Annotated in this window: 14 protein-coding genes and 2 tRNA genes; all 16 read left to right on the forward strand. The window is 42.6% G+C overall.

Annotated features, from left to right (window positions below):
• The 16 genes from I2C87_RS08275 (at window position 1) to purH (ending at window position 17,687) form a co-directional block, all read left to right on the forward strand.
• Window positions 1-73 (forward strand) — tRNA-Ile (locus I2C87_RS08275).
• Window positions 74-77: 4 nt separating this feature from the next.
• Window positions 78-165, forward strand: a tRNA-Ser gene (locus I2C87_RS08280).
• Window positions 166-308: 143 nt separating this feature from the next.
• Window positions 309-1,556 (forward strand): peptidoglycan hydrolase PcsB, encoded by a 1,248-nt coding sequence (gene pcsB / locus I2C87_RS08285; protein ID WP_195324567.1) that lies wholly within the window; start codon window positions 309-311, stop codon window positions 1,554-1,556.
• 160 nt (window positions 1,557-1,716) lie between these two features.
• Window positions 1,717-2,691: a ribose-phosphate diphosphokinase gene (locus I2C87_RS08290; protein ID WP_048717045.1), complete on the forward strand. Its 975-nt coding sequence runs from the start codon at window positions 1,717-1,719 to the stop codon at window positions 2,689-2,691.
• 380 nt (window positions 2,692-3,071) lie between these two features.
• Window positions 3,072-3,677, forward strand: a complete 606-nt coding sequence (gene abpA, locus I2C87_RS08295; protein WP_195324569.1) for an amylase-binding adhesin AbpA — start codon at window positions 3,072-3,074, stop codon at window positions 3,675-3,677.
• 93 nt (window positions 3,678-3,770) lie between these two features.
• Window positions 3,771-4,625 (forward strand): class B sortase, LPKTxAVK-specific, encoded by an 855-nt coding sequence (gene srtB, locus I2C87_RS08300; protein WP_195324571.1) that lies wholly within the window; start codon window positions 3,771-3,773, stop codon window positions 4,623-4,625.
• A 166-nt stretch (window positions 4,626-4,791) separates the two neighbouring features.
• Window positions 4,792-5,973 carry a pyridoxal phosphate-dependent aminotransferase gene (locus tag I2C87_RS08305; protein WP_195324573.1) on the forward strand — a complete coding sequence of 394 codons (1,182 nt, stop codon included), beginning with the start codon at window positions 4,792-4,794 and terminating at the stop codon, window positions 5,971-5,973.
• Window positions 5,957-6,736, forward strand: coding sequence for a DNA repair protein RecO (gene recO, locus I2C87_RS08310; RefSeq protein ID WP_120701422.1), 780 nt, complete (start codon window positions 5,957-5,959; stop codon window positions 6,734-6,736). Before I2C87_RS08305 ends, recO begins: the two co-directional genes overlap by 17 nt.
• Window positions 6,733-7,737 (forward strand): phosphate acyltransferase PlsX, encoded by a 1,005-nt coding sequence (plsX, locus tag I2C87_RS08315; protein WP_048687892.1) that lies wholly within the window; start codon window positions 6,733-6,735, stop codon window positions 7,735-7,737. Before recO ends, plsX begins: the two co-directional genes overlap by 4 nt.
• The gene (locus tag I2C87_RS08320; protein WP_195324575.1) at window positions 7,734-7,979 is read left to right on the forward strand and encodes a phosphopantetheine-binding protein; all 246 of its coding nucleotides are present in this window, start codon (window positions 7,734-7,736) and stop codon (window positions 7,977-7,979) included. Before plsX ends, I2C87_RS08320 begins: the two co-directional genes overlap by 4 nt.
• A 169-nt stretch (window positions 7,980-8,148) precedes the next feature.
• Window positions 8,149-8,856, forward strand: a complete 708-nt coding sequence (gene purC / locus I2C87_RS08325; RefSeq protein ID WP_195324577.1) for a phosphoribosylaminoimidazolesuccinocarboxamide synthase — start codon at window positions 8,149-8,151, stop codon at window positions 8,854-8,856.
• Window positions 8,857-9,064: 208 nt separating this feature from the next.
• On the forward strand, window positions 9,065-12,790 hold the full coding sequence (locus I2C87_RS08330) for a phosphoribosylformylglycinamidine synthase (protein WP_195324579.1): 3,726 nt from the start codon (window positions 9,065-9,067) through the stop codon (window positions 12,788-12,790).
• Window positions 12,791-12,802: 12 nt separating this feature from the next.
• Window positions 12,803-14,242 (forward strand): amidophosphoribosyltransferase, encoded by a 1,440-nt coding sequence (gene purF / locus I2C87_RS08335; protein ID WP_195324581.1) that lies wholly within the window; start codon window positions 12,803-12,805, stop codon window positions 14,240-14,242.
• A 245-nt stretch (window positions 14,243-14,487) separates the two neighbouring features.
• Window positions 14,488-15,510 carry a phosphoribosylformylglycinamidine cyclo-ligase gene (gene purM, locus I2C87_RS08340; RefSeq protein WP_195324584.1) on the forward strand — a complete coding sequence of 341 codons (1,023 nt, stop codon included), beginning with the start codon at window positions 14,488-14,490 and terminating at the stop codon, window positions 15,508-15,510.
• The gene (purN, locus tag I2C87_RS08345; protein ID WP_195324586.1) at window positions 15,510-16,064 is read left to right on the forward strand and encodes a phosphoribosylglycinamide formyltransferase; all 555 of its coding nucleotides are present in this window, start codon (window positions 15,510-15,512) and stop codon (window positions 16,062-16,064) included. The genes purM and purN overlap by 1 nt, the downstream gene beginning before the upstream one ends.
• Window positions 16,065-16,139: 75 nt before the next feature.
• A complete protein-coding gene (purH, locus tag I2C87_RS08350) occupies window positions 16,140-17,687 on the forward strand; it encodes a bifunctional phosphoribosylaminoimidazolecarboxamide formyltransferase/IMP cyclohydrolase (protein ID WP_195324587.1) in 1,548 nt (515 codons plus the stop codon).
• Window positions 17,688-17,734: the final 47 nt, after the last annotated feature.

Raw genomic sequence — 17,734 nt, forward strand, 5'->3', positions numbered from 1 at the left:
GGCGCGTAGCTCAGGTGGTTAGAGCGCACGCCTGATAAGCGTGAGGTCGGTGGTTCGAGTCCACTCGTGCCCATTTTGGAGAATTACTCAAGAGGCTGAAGAGGACGGTTTGCTAAATCGTTAGGTCGGGTAACTGGCGCGGGGGTTCGAATCCCCCATTCTCCGTAGAGAATCAAGTTAGCTTTCTAGCTAACTTTTTTGTTACTTTAATACATCAATAGAAATAAAAATGTAACAAAGGCGTAACATAAAATCTTTCATTTTCTGTTATACTAGTTAGTGTCTTATATGAAGGAGTCTTTTATTTTATGAAGAAAAAATTATTAACGACTATTTTACTTAGTACAGTTGCTTTATCACAAGTAGGTACAGTTATTTCCGTAGGAGCTGATTCTACTGATGATAAAATCGCTGCACAAGATAGTAAGATTGCTGATTTGAGTTCAAAAGAACAAAGCGCACAAGCAGAAGTTGATCAAATTCAATCTCAAGTTTCTGAAATCAAAAAACAACAAGAAACTCTTAAAGCTGAAAATGATCGTTTGAACGAAGAGTCTGCTAAACTTTCAGCAGAGATTGAAGAGCTTTCAAAAAATATTGTTGCTCGTCAAGAATCATTGGCAAACCAAGCACGTAGTGCTCAAACAACAGGAACTGCTACAAGTTACATTAACGCCATTGTAAGTTCTGGTTCTTTGACTGAAGCTATTTCTCGTGTTTCTGCAATGAATGAAATTGCTAGTGCCAACAACAAGATGCTTGAAGAGCAAAAAAGCGATAAAGAAGCAATTGATGCCAAGCAAAAAGAAAACAATGAAGCAATCAACACTGTTATTGCCAACCAACAAAAATTAGATGAAGATGCGCAAGCGTTGACAACTAAAGAAGCTGAGTTGAAGGTTGCACAATTGAATTTGGCAGCTGAAAAATCAACTGCAGAAAACGAAAAGAATGCTTTGCTTGCGGAAAAAGCGGCAGCTGAGAAAGCCGCAGCTGAAGCCGCAGCAGCTGAAGCAGCTTACCGTGCTCAACAAGAAGAACAGCGTAAGGCTGTAGAAGCATCTGCTAATACTAACTTGCAAGCACAAGTGCAAGCTGCTACTCAAACACCTGCAGCTGAAGGTGCACAACCTCAAGCAACTGTTGCAACTCCTGCTGCAGCACCAGCAGTTCTAACTCAAACAGTTGCTACACCAGCAGCAACTAGTCGTCCAACATACAGCTCTTCTGCAAGTTCATACCCAGTAGGTGAATGTACTTGGGGTGCGAAAGTATTGGCTCCTTGGGCTGGCGATTACTGGGGTAATGGAGCACAGTGGGCTGCAAGTGCCGCAGCTGCTGGATTCCGTACTGGTAGCCAACCACAAGTTGGAGCTATTGCATGTTGGAATGACGGTGGATATGGACACGTAGCGGTTGTTACGGCTGTTCAATCTACTACAAGTATCCAAGTATCTGAATCTAACTACTTAGGTATCCGTAGCATTGGGAACTACCGTGGATGGTTTAACCCAGTGAATGCACAAGGATCACTTACTTATATCTATCCAAACTAAGAATTCAAAACACCCACTTTTAGTGGGTGTTTTTTACTATAGTTACTATTTTAATTTTTGATGGATTATGGATTGAAAAATCATGTAAAAAGCGTTACAATGGGTAAAGAGAAGATTTGTACAATTTGTACATTGTGGTTAAATTTATGTGGAGGAAATCATGTCGTTTTCGGATTTAATGCTGTTTGCTTTATCTTCTAACCAAGATTTGGCTGAACGTGTCTCTAAGGAGATGGGATTGCCACTTGGTAAGTCGACCGTACGTCAATTTTCAGATGGGGAAATCCAGGTTAATATTGAGGAGTCTATTCGTGGTAAAGAGGTGTATATTCTTCAATCTACGAGCTCTCCTGTAAATGATAATCTAATGGAAATTTTGATCATGGTAGATGCTTTAAAACGTGCCAGTGCTCAAACCATTAATGTAGTGATGCCCTATTATGGTTATGCCCGTCAAGACCGTAAAGCTCGTGCTCGTGAGCCAATTACGTCCAAATTGGTTGCCAATATGTTAGAGATTGCTGGTGTTGATCGCCTCTTAACCATTGATTTGCATGCAGCTCAGATTCAAGGGTTCTTTGATATTCCAGTGGATCATTTGATGGGGGCTCCATTGATTGCAGACTACTTTGAACGTCGTGGCATGGTTGGCTCTGACTATGTGGTAGTCAGTCCGGACCACGGTGGTGTGACGCGTGCTCGTAAGCTAGCTGAATTTTTGAAAACACCAATTGCTATTATTGATAAACGTCGGAGTGTCGATAAAATGAACACCAGTGAAGTCATGAACATCATTGGGAATGTCGAAGGGAAAACTTGTATCCTGATCGATGATATGATCGATACTGCGGGAACAATTTGCCACGCTGCGGATGCACTTGCTGAAGCAGGAGCTGTAGAAGTCTATGCAAGTTGTACGCACCCTGTATTGTCAGGTCCAGCTATGGACAATATTCAGAAATCAGCGATTAAGAAGTTGGTGGTGTTGGATACCATTTACCTACCTGAAGAGCGCTTAATCGATAAAATTGAACAAATCTCCATCGCAAAACTATTGGCAGAAGCGATTATCCGCATCCATGAAAAACGTCCTCTGTCTCCACTATTTGAAATTGGAAATGCGAAAAAATCTTAAAAATGTAAAAAAGAGGTTGTAGAGAGCCTCTTTTTTAAGAAAGGAAAGATATGTTTTTCAACTGGCTAAAAAAAGAAAGTAAGATAAAAAATCAGAGGGAGGAGTTGCTGAAAGAAGCACAAAAAAATGAGGATAGAATGGATCTTTGTCTACCAAAAAAGACCTTGCCAAAAAGTGGTGCAATCAAATAAAAGAAGTAAAACACTTACAAAATAAAAGATTTCAACTTTAAAAGTCAAATCTTCTCTTACCTAAAAAAATATAAAATTAATTTAAAAAAATAGGTCAGATTTTATTGACAAATAAAATATATCGTAGTAAACTAGTAATAGTTACGAAGTAACGAATTATTTTTTAAAATGAAAAAAGGAGATAAAACAATGAAAAAAGTTTTATTATCATCAGTAGCAGCTCTTGCACTTTTTGCAGCAGCAGCACCAGCATTTGCGAATGAAAACCCTATTAACGGTGGAGCTAACACTCCAGGTGCTTTTGATTCACGTGAAGCATACGAAAACCAAACAGAATTTGTAAATGGTCGTAGAGTTGAAGAGTACCTTAACGGTCATATGGAAGACATCATGGCTGAAGCAGCTCAAGATCCTGCTGTAGTTGCAGCTAAAGCTGAATTGGATGCTGTTGAAGGTGGTTCACACCTTTACGGTGAAAAGAAAGCAGCTTATGATGCAGCTTTCAACACTGCATTCTTGAACGTACGTAACAAATATGTACAACAATTCCAAAAAACATACAACACTGCTGACAAGAATCAAGGTTCTTACTACATCTTGAACGAAACTCCAGAACAAAAGAATGCTCGTTACTTGAAAGAACATGGAATCAATCCAGAACAAGCTAAAGCTGAACAAGAAAAAGCTAAAGAAGAAGCAGCTAAATCAGAAGAAGCAGCTAAAGCAGCAGCAACTGGTAAAGCTGGATCTAAACAAGCTGACAAAGCTCTTCCAAAAACAAGCGCAGTTAAATAATTTTTATTAATTAGCTCTTAAATTAAATATCACTGAGCCTTCGGGCTCGGTGTTATTTTTTAGATTAAACGGTATATAGGGGATTTTATTTTTATGAATCGTACAGATAAACATTCTAGTTCTAAGAGAAAGGGTATTTCGCTTATTCTTGCTTTGCTTGCTCTTATTGCCCTTGTAGGTGGTTTTGTCCTCTTTAATCCATTTGGGAAACAGACTTCATCTGTTAAAAAGGACACGAGCTCATCATCTAGTGCAAGTAGCAAAGAGGTCAAGTATGAGCCAAGTCAAGAAGAAAAAGAGTATTTAGCCAACCGCTTTGCTCAATTAACTTCTGTCAATCCAGAAGCGATTGCCTATGTTTATGCTCCAGGAACTGAGTTAGATGAGCCTGTTGTTCAAACAGGGGACAATGCTACTTATTTGGATAAGACGTTTGAGGGTGGAAACCAACCTTTATTGGGAACGGTCTTCATGGATATGGATAACAAGAAAGACTTTAGTGATCGTTTGACCTGGTTGTTTGGACATGCTCGCGGGAGCCAGGTTGAAGATCATCGCATGTTTAATGATGTTAATTTCTATGATAACCAAGAGTACTTTAATCAGCACCCTTACGTAGTTATTGAAACACCTGAGCGCAAGTATTATTATGAAGCAATGGGCTTGGTCATTGTTCCTGAAACAACAGCTTTCTATCGTACCAGCTTTTCAGATGATGAAGATTTCACTACCCAGTTGAAAAACATCTATGAGTCAGCGCGTACAAAAAATCCAAATATTAAAATCAATGCTTCTGATAAGTACCTAGTCTTGTCTACTTGTCGCGAAGAAGATGATACTATTCGTTCCAATCTCTACCTTCGTCAAATTCCGGATTCGGAAATGAAGGATTTCTTGGCGAAACATGGTGACCAGTTAAATTATGTGGCAACACGTGGTCAAGAATAGAAAAGATTTGGTAAAATTTATTCAATGAGAGGATTTAGCATGTGCTAGGTCCTTTTTTTGATGAGAAAGGTCATTTTTGTATCATTTTGATTGGGACTAGCCCCTTTTTTGCGATGGTTTTCTATTTATAGTATAATGGTGATAGAACTTTTTTTTGGAGGTGGCTATGGATTTAACAAAACGGTTTAATCAAAATTTGAATCGAATCGAGATTTCTTTGATTCGTCAGTTTGACCAAGCCATTTCTTCTATTCCAGGTATTTTACGCTTGACCTTGGGTGAGCCAGATTTTACGACACCGGATCATGTAAAGGAAGCGGCAAAAGCAGCTATTGATGCCAACCAGAGTCATTATACGGGGATGAGTGGCTTGCTAGCTTTGCGAGAAGCTGCTAGTCAGTTTGTAGCTGAAAAATATAACCTACAGTATCGACCAGAGGATGAAATTTTGGTTACGATTGGGGCAACGGAGGCCCTTTCTGCGACCTTGACGGCTATATTGGAACCTGGAGATGTGGTGCTCTTACCAGCACCTGCTTATCCTGGTTACGAACCCATTATTAAACTGATGGGGGCTAGTGTCGTCGAAATCGATACGACAGATAATCGCTTTATCCTCAGCCCAGAGGCTTTAGAAAAGGCCCTAGAAGAGCAAGGGGATCGCGTCAAGGCGGTTATTCTCAACTACCCAGCTAATCCGACTGGTGTCACCTACTCTAAGGAGCAGATGCAGGATTTGGCTAGAGTCTTGAAGAAATATGAAGTCTTTGTCGTTTGTGACGAAGTTTATTCAGAGCTAACCTATACAGGACAGCCTCACGTTTCTTTGGGATCCTATCTACGGGACCAAGCTATTATTATCAATGGTTTATCAAAGTCTCATGCGATGACAGGCTGGAGACTCGGTTTTATCTTTGCGCCGGCTTCCTTGACAGCTCAATTAATCAAGAGTCATCAGTACTTGGTGACTGCAGCGGGGACCATGAACCAGTATGCAGCTATTGAAGCCTTAACGGTTGGTAAAAACGACGCAGAGCCGATGAAACGGGAATACATAGAGCGTCGAGATTATATCATCAAAGAAATGTCTGCCATGGGCTTTGATATTATCCGCCCGGATGGTGCCTTCTATATCTTTGCTAAGATCCCACAAGGATATAACCAAGACTCTTTCGATTTTTTGAAGCTCCTAGCCCAAGAAAAAGCTGTTGCCTTTATCCCAGGAATGGCTTTTGGTCCATACGGCGAAGGATATGTGCGCTTGTCTTATGCAGCAAGTATGGAAGTAATCCAAGAAGCGATGAGTCGGTTGAAGGAGTTTATGAAAGAACATGCTGGAGAGCATTGAGAGTCGTGGCATCGTCCTCTACCATAGGGATTACCGAGAGGACGATAAGCTGGTTAAAATCTTTACAGAGCAAGCTGGCAAGTTGATGTTTTTCGTGAAACATGCCAATCGTTCTCGGTTGAATTCTATGATCCAACCTTTGACTTTAGCGGATATGTATCTGAAAATCAATGATGACGGACTCAGCTATATCGAAGATATTCATGAGGTTCAAAGTTTCCAAGGGATTAACCAAGACCTTTTTCGTCTTTCCTACGCAAGCTATATACTGGCCTTGGCAGATGCTAGTATCCAGGACCGTCAACCTGATCCAGCTTTATTTGCTTTTTTAGAGCAGACCTTGCAATTGATGGATCGGGGCTTGGATTATGAAATCTTGACCAATATTTTTGAAATGCAGATTTTATCCCGATTTGGTGTTGCCTTAAACGTCCATGAGTGTTGTGTCTGTCATCGAGTGGGGTTGCCTTTTGATTTTTCATTCCGCTTGGGTGGTGTCCTTTGCCCAGATCATTATGATCGTGACGAAAGACGAGCCCACTGGGATCCAAACGCCCTCTATTTGCTGGATCGTTTTCAAGCTGTGAAATTTGGTGAGTTAGAGACGATTTCCATCCATGATGCGATGAAGAAAGAGTTGAGAAAGTGCCTAGACCAACTCTATGATGAATATGTAGGCATTCATTTAAAAGCTAAGAAATTTATTGATTCCCTGGGAAGCTGGGGAGAGATCTTAAAAGATCAGTCTGGAGGTAAGAAATGAAAAAAATTGCAGTTGATGCAATGGGTGGAGATCATGCTCCACAGGCCCTGGTAGAAGGGGTTAATCAAGCCATACAAGAATTTAAGGATATTGAAGTCATTTTGTATGGGGATGAGGCTAAAATTAAGCAATACCTGACGGCAACTGAACGGGTATCCATCGTTCATACGGATGAGAAAATCAACTCAGATGATGAGCCAACTCGTGCGATTCGTCGGAAAAAGCAAGCCAGTATGGTCTTAGCAGCGCATGCAGTTAAGAATGGGGAAGCGGATGCGATGCTTTCTGCAGGAAATACAGGAGCTCTTCTTGCCTCTGGTTACTTCATCGTCGGTCGGATCAAGGTCATCGATCGTCCAGGTTTGATGTCGACTCTTCCTACCCTTGATGGGAAGGGCTATGATATGTTGGATCTGGGGGCAAATGCTGAAAATACGCCAACTCACTTGCACCAATATGCGATTATGGGCGCCTATTATGCAGAGAATGTCCGTGGCATTAAGCGACCTCGTATCGGTCTCTTAAATAACGGAACAGAGGAAAGCAAAGGGGATCCCCTACGCAAGGAGACCTATCAATTATTAGCAGCAGATCCTTCTCTTAATTTTGTAGGAAATGTGGAAGCGCGTGACTTGATGGATGGAGTTGCTGACGTCATTGTCACAGATGGATTTACAGGAAATGCTGTCCTTAAGACTATGGAAGGAACTGCTCTGGGCCTCTTTAAACAGTTGAAAACGGTCCTTAGTGGTGGTGGCTTGAAAGCTAAGATTGGAGCCTTTCTCTTAAAGAATGATCTACGAGGTTTGAAAAAGACCTTGGATTATTCAGATGTTGGAGGTGCGGTCTTGTTTGGCTTGCAAGCCCCTGTCGTGAAAACCCATGGTTCTAGTGATGCCAAGGCAGTCTATAGCACGATTCGCCAGATCCGGACCATGTTAGAAACAGATGTTATCCGTAAATCTGTGGTTGAATTATCAGAATTGGAGGAAGAGAAATGAGTCGTCATCAAGAAATTTTTAAACTAGTTGAAGGGTTGATTAAAGATCATAAGGGATCTGACTATGAGGTCTCTTTGGATTTGGATTTACGAAAAGACTTGGAAGTGGATTCCGTTGATCTCATGGAATACATTATTTATTTGGAAGAAGCCTATCAAATTAATATCCCAGATAAAGACATTGATGCCATGGCAACTGTTGGAGATATGGTAGACTACGTTTTGAAGAAAACAAGCAAATAAAGTTCGGATTTTACGAACAAAGAAGCATCTAAAAATAAGAGGTTGAATCTTTTTGATTCAATCTCTTATTATTTTTTTGTTACAAGCGAACAAGATACGGATTTAACTTGAAAAAACAACCTCTCTGTGATACACTGAAAGGGACAAAAGATGAAAGGCGAACAAGAAGATGTCCGATCAATTAATTTATACGGGGAAAGCAAAAGATATTTATAGTACAGAAGACGAACATGTGATTAAGTCCGTTTATAAGGACCAGGCCACCATGCTGAATGGAGCTCGCAAAGAGACCATTGAGGGGAAAGGTGTGCTGAACAATCAGATTTCGTCTCTTATTTTTGAAAAATTGAATGCTGCGGGTGTAGCGACGCACTTTATCGAACGTATCTCTGATACCGAACAATTGAACAAGAAGGTGACCATCATTCCTTTGGAGGTTGTTCTTCGAAATGTGACTGCGGGTTCTTTTTCTAAACGGTTTGGCGTTGAAGAAGGTTTGGACTTGGAGACTCCAATCGTTGAATTTTACTACAAGAACGATGATTTGGATGATCCATTCATCAATGATGAGCATGTCAAGTTCTTGAATATTGCCAACGATGAGCAAATTGCTTATATCAAGGAAGAAACGCGTCGTATCAATGAATTGTTGAAAGATTGGTTTGCACAAATTGGTCTTCGTTTGATTGACTTCAAATTGGAATTTGGTTTTGATAAGGATGGCAAGATCATCTTGGCAGATGAATTCTCACCAGATAATTGCCGCCTATGGGATGCGGAAGGGCACCATATGGACAAGGATGTTTTCCGTAGGGATTTGGGTAGTTTAACAGATGTTTACAAGGTTGTCTTGGAAAAATTGCAAGGTTTGAAGTGATCTTTTTGAAACAGAAAATCTTCGTCTTTCAAGTAAAAGGACTCAGGCTGAAAAGGTCTACTAGACCTTTTCACTCCGTAGGGATTTGGGTAGTCTGACAGATGTCTATCAGGTTGTGTTGGAGAAATTACAGGGCTTGAAGTAATCTTCTTGAAACGAAAAACCTTCGTCTTCAATAGCATGTTTGAATAGAAATAAAGGAAATAAAATGGATAAACGTATTTTCGTTGAGAAAAAAGCTGATTTTCGTGTGAAATCTGACTCTTTAGTAAAAGAATTACAGCAGAATCTTCAGTTGAAAACTTTGAAGGATCTTCGGATTGTTCAGGTTTACGATGTTTTTAATTTGGCAGAGGATTTGTTTGCGCGTGCGGAAAAACATATCTTTTCTGAGCAAGTGACCGATACTGTATTGGATGAAGCTGCGATTAAGGCTGATTTTGAGAAGTATGCTTTCTTTGCTATCGAAAGTTTGCCTGGTCAATTTGATCAACGGGCGGCATCTTCACAAGAAGCTTTGCTTTTGCTTGGTAGTTCAAATGATGTAACAGTGAACACAGCGCAACTTTACTTGGTTAACAAGGATATTGATGCGAATGAGTTGGAAGCTGTCAAAAACTACCTCTTGAACCCAGTGGATTCTCGCTTCAAAGATATCACTCTTGGCATTGCGAAACAGGATTTCTCTGAGTCAGACAAGACCATTCCAAAATTAACTTTCTTTGAAACTTATACAGCAGAAGATTTTGCACAGTATAAGGCAGAGCAAGGATTGGCCATGGAAGTGGACGACCTTCTCTTCATTCAAGATTACTTTAAGTCTATTGGACGGGTGCCAACTGAGACTGAGTTGAAGGTCTTGGATACTTACTGGTCTGACCACTGCCGTCACACCACTTTCGAGACTGAGTTGAAAAACATCGACTTCTCAGCTTCTAAATTCCAAAAACAATTGCAAGCGACTTATGACAAGTATATTGCCATGCGTGATGAGTTGGGACGTACAGAAAAACCTCAAACTTTGATGGATATGGCAACTATTTTTGGTCGCTATGAGCGTGCTAATGGTCGTTTGGATGACATGGAAGTGTCTGATGAAATCAATGCCTGCTCAGTTGAAATTGAAGTGGATGTCAATGGTGTGAAAGAACCATGGCTTCTTATGTTCAAGAATGAAACCCACAACCACCCAACGGAAATCGAACCATTTGGTGGAGCGGCTACTTGTATCGGTGGTGCCATTCGTGACCCATTGTCAGGTCGTTCCTACGTTTACCAAGCTATGCGTATCTCAGGTGCTGGTGATATTACAGCTCCAATTGCTGAAACTCGTGTTGGTAAATTGCCACAACAAGTGATTTCTAAAACAGCAGCTCATGGTTATTCTTCATATGGGAACCAAATTGGTCTTGCAACAACTTATGTTCGTGAATACTTCCACCCAGGTTTCGTTGCTAAGCGTATGGAGCTAGGTGCAGTTGTCGGTGCGGCTCCTAAGGAAAATGTGGTCCGTGAAAAACCTGAAGCAGGTGATGTGATCATTTTACTCGGTGGTAAGACTGGACGTGACGGTGTCGGTGGTGCGACAGGTTCTTCTAAAGTTCAAACGGTTGAATCTGTTGAAACAGCTGGTGCTGAGGTTCAAAAAGGAAATGCCATTGAAGAACGCAAGATTCAACGTCTTTTCCGTAATGGGGAAGTAACACGTCTGATTAAGAAATCAAATGACTTTGGTGCTGGTGGTGTCTGTGTGGCTATCGGTGAATTAGCAGATGGTCTTGAAATTGATTTAGACAAAGTACCATTGAAATACCAAGGTTTGAATGGTACAGAAATTGCCATCTCTGAATCTCAAGAACGGATGGCTGTGGTGGTTCGTCCAAAAGATGTAGATGCCTTCGTTGCAGCATGTAATAAAGAAAATATTGATGCTGTTGTCGTTGCGACAGTGACGGAGAAACCAAATCTTGTCATGCACTGGAATGGTAAAACCATCGTTGATTTGGAACGTCGTTTCCTTGATACAAACGGTGTGCGTGTGGTCGTAGATGCTAAGGTGGTTGACAAGGATGTCAAGCTTCCAGAAGAACGTCAAACATCTGCTGAAACCCTTGAAGCGGATACTCTTGAAGTCTTGGCTGACCTGAACCATGCCAGTCAAAAAGGGTTACAAACCATCTTTGATAGCTCAGTTGGTCGTTCAACAGTCAATCACCCACTTGGTGGTCGCTACCAAATCACACCAACGGAAGCTTCTGTACAGAAATTGCCAGTCCAACATGGCGTGACAACAACTGCTTCTGTCATGGCGCAAGGATTCAACCCTTATGTAGCAGAATGGTCCCCATATCATGGTGCGGCTTATGCGGTCATCGAAGCAACTGCTCGTTTGGTTGCTGCTGGTGCCAACTGGTCTAAGGCACGTTTTTCTTACCAAGAATACTTCGAACGTATGGATAAACAAGCAGAGCGTTTTGGTCAACCAGTAGCTGCTCTTCTTGGATCCATTGAAGCTCAGATTCAACTTGGTTTGCCATCTATCGGTGGGAAAGACTCTATGTCTGGTACCTTTGAAGAATTGACAGTACCACCAACTTTGGTTGCTTTTGGGGTAACAACTGCAGATAGCCGTAAGGTTCTTTCTCCAGAATTCAAAGCTGCTGGTGAAAATATTTACTACATTCCTGGTCAAGCTTTGGCACAAGAAATTGACTTTGAACTCATCAAGTCTAACTTTGTTCAATTTGAAGCTATCCAAGCTGACCACAAAGTGACAGCCGCATCAGCTGTTAAATATGGTGGTGTGGTTGAAGCTCTTGCACTTGCAACATTTGGGAACCATATCGGAGCAAATGTCGAATTAGCAGACCTTGACACTAGCTTGACAGCCCAATTGGGTGGATTCGTCTTCACATCGCCTGAAGAAATTGTAGGTGTTGCCAAGATCGGACAAACAGTAGCAGACTTTACACTAGTTGTCAACGGTGTAACGCTGGATGGACACAAACTTGACAGTGCCTTCCAAGGTAGATTGGAAGAGGTTTACCCAACGGAATTTGCACAGGCAACTGAGTTGGAAGAAGTACCTGCTGTAGCATCAGATGCTGTGATCAAAGCTAAAGAAACCGTTGAGACACCAGTGGTTTACATTCCAGTATTCCCAGGTACCAACTCAGAATATGACTCCGCTAAGGCCTTTGAAAAAGAAGGTGCGAAAGTCAACTTGGTACCATTTGTCACACTCAACGAAGAAGCGATTGTCAAGTCTGTTGACACCATGGTTGACAACATTGAAAAAGCCAACATTATCTTCTTTGCAGGTGGCTTCTCAGCAGCGGATGAACCAGATGGATCAGCTAAATTTATCGTTAACATCTTGCTCAATGAAAAAGTTCGTTCGGCTATTGATAGCTTCATCGAACGCGGAGGCTTGATCATCGGTATCTGTAATGGATTCCAAGCTCTTGTCAAATCAGGTCTTCTTCCATACGGTAACTTTGAAGATGCAAGCAGTACCAGTCCAACCCTCTTCTACAATGATGCCAACCAACACGTGGCTAAGATGGTGGAAACTCGGATTGCCAATACCAACTCACCATGGCTTGCGGGAGTAGAAATTGGAGACATCCATGCCATCCCAGTATCACACGGTGAAGGGAAGTTTGTCGTGACAGCTGAGGAATTCGCAGAGCTTCGTGACAATGGTCAAATCTTTAGCCAATACGTTGACTTCGAGGGCCAACCAAGCATGGATTCAAAATACAATCCAAATGGTTCTGTCCATGCGATCGAAGGTATTACAAGTAAGAACGGTCAAATTATTGGGAAGATGGGTCACTCAGAACGTTTCGAAGCTGGTCTCTTCCAAAATATTCCAGGAAATAAAGATCAACATCTCTTTGCATCAGCAGTTCAATACTTTACTGAAAAATAAAAGGTATACAACATGACATACGAAGTAAAATCTCTTAATGAAGAGTGTGGAGTCTTTGGGATTTGGGGACATCCAGACGCAGCAAAACTCACCTATTTTGGCCTTCACAGTCTCCAACACCGGGGACAAGAAGGGGCAGGAATCCTGGCCAATGACCAAGGAACTTTGAGACGTCATCGGGATACAGGTCTGCTTTCAGAAGTCTTTCGGAATCCTTTAAATTTGGAAAAATTGACAGGATCTTCTGCTATTGGACATGTTCGCTATGCGACAGCGGGGGAAGCGTCTGTGGATAACATCCAACCCTTCCTCTTCCGCTTTCAAGATACGCAGTTTGGTCTGGCCCATAATGGGAATTTGACCAATGCCCAATCGCTTAAATCGGAATTAGAAAAAAATGGAGCCATCTTTAGCTCGACCTCTGACTCAGAAATTCTGGCCCACTTGATCCGTCGGAGCCACAACCCTTCCTTTATGGGGAAAATCAAGGAAGCACTCAATACGGTCAAAGGTGGATTTGCTTATCTGATGTTGTTTGAAGATAAGCTGATCGCAGCTCTAGACCCAAATGGATTCCGTCCTCTTTCCATCGGGAAAATGGCCAATGGTGCCTTGGTTGTTTCTTCGGAAACCTGTGCCTTTGAGGTGATTGGGGCAGAATGGATCCGAGATGTGCATCCTGGTGAGCTCGTGATCTTTGATGAAAATGGCATTACCTATGATCGCTATACGGATGATACTCAACTAGCAATTTGTTCTATGGAGTATATCTATTTTGCTCGTCCTGATTCCAATATCCAAGGGGTCAACGTCCATACAGCTCGCAAGCGGATGGGAGCTCAGTTGGCTAGAGAATTTAAGAACCAGGCAGATATTGTGGTGGGGGTGCCCAACTCTTCTCTCAGTGCGGCCATGGGCTTTGCGGAAGAATCCGGTCTGCCAAATGAAATGGGCTTGATCAAGAATCAGTATGTCCAACGGACCTTTATCCAACCGACTCAGGAATTGCGGGAACAAGGAGTGCGAATGAAGCTCTCTGCCGTATCTGGGGTCGTGAAAGGCAAACGGGTTGTCATGATTGATGATTCCATCGTGCGTGGGACAACCTCTCGTCGGATTGTGAAACTGTTGAAAGAAGCAGGGGCTACCGAAGTCCATGTAGCAATTGCCAGTCCAGCTCTGGCTTATCCATGTTTCTATGGAATTGATATTCAGAGCCGTGAAGAGCTGATCGCAGCCAACCACACAGTAGAGGAAACTTGTGAGATTATTGGTGCGGATAGCTTGACTTATTTATCTGTTGATGGCTTGATTGATTCTATTGGCATTGATACTGATGCACCAAACGGTGGTCTTTGTGTGGCTTACTTCGATGGGAAATACCCAACGCCTTTGTATGACTACGAAGAACGCTATTTGGAAAGCTTGAATGAGCAGACCTCCTTTTATTAGGAATGTTTGCAAGTGAATCTGATCAATCATCAGTAGGATCTAGGAAGAGAAAAAGGAATAAACAAATGACAAACAAAAATGCTTATGCGCCACGTCTCACTACTGACTAAAAGCTAAAGCATTTGTCAGTAGACGCTTTGCCCTATGGGACCAAAGCTAGAGACCTGACTAGTATTTTTAGATAAAATAATTGTTTATCTAAAAATACGTCGCACTCTTTCTCAAAAAAAGAAAAGGATTAAAAAATGACAAATAAGAATGCATACGCTCAATCGGGTGTGGACGTTGAAGCGGGTTATGAAGTTGTTGAACGGATCAAAAAACACGTGGCACGTACGGAACGTGCGGGTGTTATGGGAGCTCTTGGTGGTTTCGGTGGTATGTTTGATCTTTCAAAAACAGGTGTCAAAGAGCCAGTTTTGATTTCAGGGACGGACGGTGTCGGAACCAAGCTCATGCTGGCTATCAAGTATGACAAACACGATACGATTGGCCAAGACTGTGTGGCTATGTGTGTCAATGATATCATCGCTGCAGGTGCGGAGCCCCTCTACTTCTTGGACTACGTCGCAACTGGTAAAAATGAACCAGCTAAATTGGAACAGGTCGTTGCAGGAGTAGCCGAAGGGTGTGTACAAGCTGGTGCAGCCCTCATCGGTGGAGAAACGGCTGAAATGCCTGGTATGTATGGTGAAGACGACTATGACTTGGCTGGTTTTGCTGTTGGTGTTGCAGAAAAATCTCAGATCATCGACGGTTCAAAAGTAGCAGCAGGTGATGTGATTCTTGGACTTGCCTCAAGCGGTATCCACTCAAATGGTTACTCACTCGTTCGTCGTGTCTTTGCGGATTACACAGGTGAAGAAGTATTGCCTGAGTTAGAAGGCAAGAAACTTAAAGACGTTCTTTTGGAACCAACTCGTATCTACGTCAAGGCTGTTTTGCCACTCATCAAAGAAGAATTGGTCAACGGGATTGCCCACATCACAGGTGGTGGTTTCATCGAAAATGTACCACGGATGTTCGCGGATGACTTGGCTGCTGAAATTGACGAAAGCAAAGTTCCAGTTCTTCCGATTTTCAAAGCCCTTGAAAAATATGGCCAAATCAAACATGAAGAAATGTTTGAAATCTTCAACATGGGAATTGGTCTCATGCTTGCGGTTAAACCAGAAAATGTGGAACGTGCCAAAGAACTTCTTGACGAACCTGTTTATGAAATTGGTCGTATTGTGAAGAAAGATGGCGCAAGTGTGGTGATTAAATAATGGCTAAAAAGATTGCTGTTTTCGCTTCCGGGAATGGTTCAAACTTTCAGGTGATTGCGGAACAATTTCCAGTAGAATTTGTCTTTTCAGATCACCGGGATGCCTATGTCTTAGAGCGTGCCGAAAAGCTTGGGGTTTTAACCTATGCCTTCGAACTCAAAGAGTTTGAAAACAAGGCAGACTACGAAGGAGCCATCGTCGAACTCTTGGATGAACACCAGATTGACCTAGTTTGTTTAGCTGGTTACATGAAAATCGTCGGACCAACCTTGCTAGCAGCTTATGAAGGTCGTATCATCAATATTCACCCAGCCTATCTTCCAGAATTTCCAGGTGCTCATGGTATTGAGGATGCTTGGAATGCAGGCGTTGACCAGTCTGGCGTGACTATTCACTGGGTGGATTCTGGTGTGGACACTGGTAAGGTCATCAAACAAGTCCGTGTGCCACGGCTTGAATGTGATACCCTTGATACTTTCGAGACGCGCATCCACGAAACAGAGTACAAGCTCTATCCAGAAGTATTGGATAGTTTGGGAGTTGCACGAAAATAAGGAAGCCCTAGAGCTGAAAAAACATTTTTGACTGTAGCAGATGAAGAACTTTTTTAAAAAAGGAAAAGAAAGAAAATGACTAAACGCGCACTAATTAGTGTTTCAGACAAAGCGGGTATTGTTGAATTTGCCCAAGAACTAAAAAAACTCGGTTGGGACATCATCTCAACAGGTGGTACCAAAGTTGCCCTTGATAATGCTGGGGTGGACACTATCGCCATCGATGATGTGACTGGTTTCCCAGAAATGATGGACGGTCGTGTCAAGACCCTCCACCCAAATATCCACGGAGGTCTCCTCGCTCGTCGTGACCTTGATAGTCACCTAGAGGCTGCTAAGGATAATCAGATTGAGCTCATCGACCTTGTTGTGGTCAACCTTTACCCATTTAAGGAAACCATCCTTAAACCAGATGTGACTTACGCTGACGCGGTGGAGAACATTGATATCGGTGGACCATCCATGCTTCGTTCAGCAGCGAAAAACCACGCTAGCGTAACGGTTGTGGTAGACCCTGCTGATTATGCTGTGGTGCTTGACGAATTGGTAGCCAACGGCGAAACAAGTTACGAAACTCGCCAACATCTGGCAGCCAAAGTCTTTCGCCACACAGCAGCCTATGATGCCTTGATCGCAGAATACTTCACAGCTCAAGTGGGTGAAGAAAAACCTGAAAAACTCACTCTGACGTATGATCTCAAGCAGGCAATGCGTTACGGTGAAAACCCTCAACAAGACGCAGATTTCTACCAAAAAGCCTTGCCAACGGATTATTCGATTGCATCAGCGAAACAGCTTAATGGGAAAGAATTGTCCTTCAACAATATCCGTGACGCGGATGCTGCGATTCGGATCATCCGTGATTTCAAAGACCGTCCAACCGTTGTGGCCCTGAAACACATGAATCCATGTGGGATTGGTCAAGCTGACGATATCGAAACGGCTTGGGACTACGCTTATGAGTCTGACCCAGTATCTATCTTCGGTGGTATCGTCGTTCTCAACCGTGAAGTGGATGCTGCGACAGCTCAAAAAATGCACGGTGTCTTCCTTGAAATCATCATTGCACCAAGCTATACAGATGAAGCGCTAGCCATTTTGACCAATAAAAAGAAAAACTTGCGGATCCTTTCCTTGCCATTTGACGCTCAAGATGCTAGCGAAGTAGAAGCAGAATACACTGGTGTTGTTGGTGGTCTCCTCGTTCAAAACCAAGACGTTGTCAAAGAAAGTCCAGCTGACTGGCAAGTAGTGACCAAACGCCAACCAACGGAGACAGAAGCGACAGCTCTTGAGTTTGCTTGGAAAGCTATCAAGTACGTCAAATCAAATGGGATCATCGTGACCAATGACCACATGACACTTGGCGTTGGCCCAGGTCAAACCAATCGTGTGGCATCTGTCCGCATCGCTATTGACCAAGCTAAAGACCGCCTTGACGGCGCTGTCCTTGCTTCAGATGCCTTCTTCCCATTTGCAGATAACGTGGAAGAAATCGCCAAAGCAGGTATCAAAGCGATCATCCAACCAGGTGGTTCCGTCCGTGACCAAGAGTCGATCGAGGCTGCTGACAAATATGGCTTAACCATGATCTTTACAGGTGTTCGTCACTTCAGACATTAACCTAAAAAGGCACTCATCGATGGATGAGCGCCTTTTTTGTTGGTTAG

Source organism: Streptococcus sp. 1001283B150225_161107_H12 (assembly GCF_015552665.1).
In the GTDB taxonomy this organism is placed as follows: domain Bacteria; phylum Bacillota; class Bacilli; order Lactobacillales; family Streptococcaceae; genus Streptococcus.

Bases quoted from the DNA above. Each gene is read 5' to 3' on its own strand.
- pcsB (WP_195324567.1), top strand. From the start codon at position 309: ATGAAGAAAAAATTATTAACGACTATTTTACTTAGTACAGTTGCTTTA.
- I2C87_RS08290 (WP_048717045.1), top strand. From the start codon at position 1,717: ATGTCGTTTTCGGATTTAATGCTGTTTGCTTTATCTTCTAACCAAGAT.
- abpA (WP_195324569.1), top strand. From the start codon at position 3,072: ATGAAAAAAGTTTTATTATCATCAGTAGCAGCTCTTGCACTTTTTGCA.
- srtB (WP_195324571.1), top strand. From the start codon at position 3,771: ATGAATCGTACAGATAAACATTCTAGTTCTAAGAGAAAGGGTATTTCG.
- I2C87_RS08305 (WP_195324573.1), top strand. From the start codon at position 4,792: ATGGATTTAACAAAACGGTTTAATCAAAATTTGAATCGAATCGAGATT.
- recO (WP_120701422.1), top strand. From the start codon at position 5,957: ATGCTGGAGAGCATTGAGAGTCGTGGCATCGTCCTCTACCATAGGGAT.
- plsX (WP_048687892.1), top strand. From the start codon at position 6,733: ATGAAAAAAATTGCAGTTGATGCAATGGGTGGAGATCATGCTCCACAG.
- I2C87_RS08320 (WP_195324575.1), top strand. From the start codon at position 7,734: ATGAGTCGTCATCAAGAAATTTTTAAACTAGTTGAAGGGTTGATTAAA.
- purC (WP_195324577.1), top strand. From the start codon at position 8,149: ATGTCCGATCAATTAATTTATACGGGGAAAGCAAAAGATATTTATAGT.
- I2C87_RS08330 (WP_195324579.1), top strand. From the start codon at position 9,065: ATGGATAAACGTATTTTCGTTGAGAAAAAAGCTGATTTTCGTGTGAAA.
- purF (WP_195324581.1), top strand. From the start codon at position 12,803: ATGACATACGAAGTAAAATCTCTTAATGAAGAGTGTGGAGTCTTTGGG.
- purM (WP_195324584.1), top strand. From the start codon at position 14,488: ATGACAAATAAGAATGCATACGCTCAATCGGGTGTGGACGTTGAAGCG.
- purN (WP_195324586.1), top strand. From the start codon at position 15,510: ATGGCTAAAAAGATTGCTGTTTTCGCTTCCGGGAATGGTTCAAACTTT.
- purH (WP_195324587.1), top strand. From the start codon at position 16,140: ATGACTAAACGCGCACTAATTAGTGTTTCAGACAAAGCGGGTATTGTT.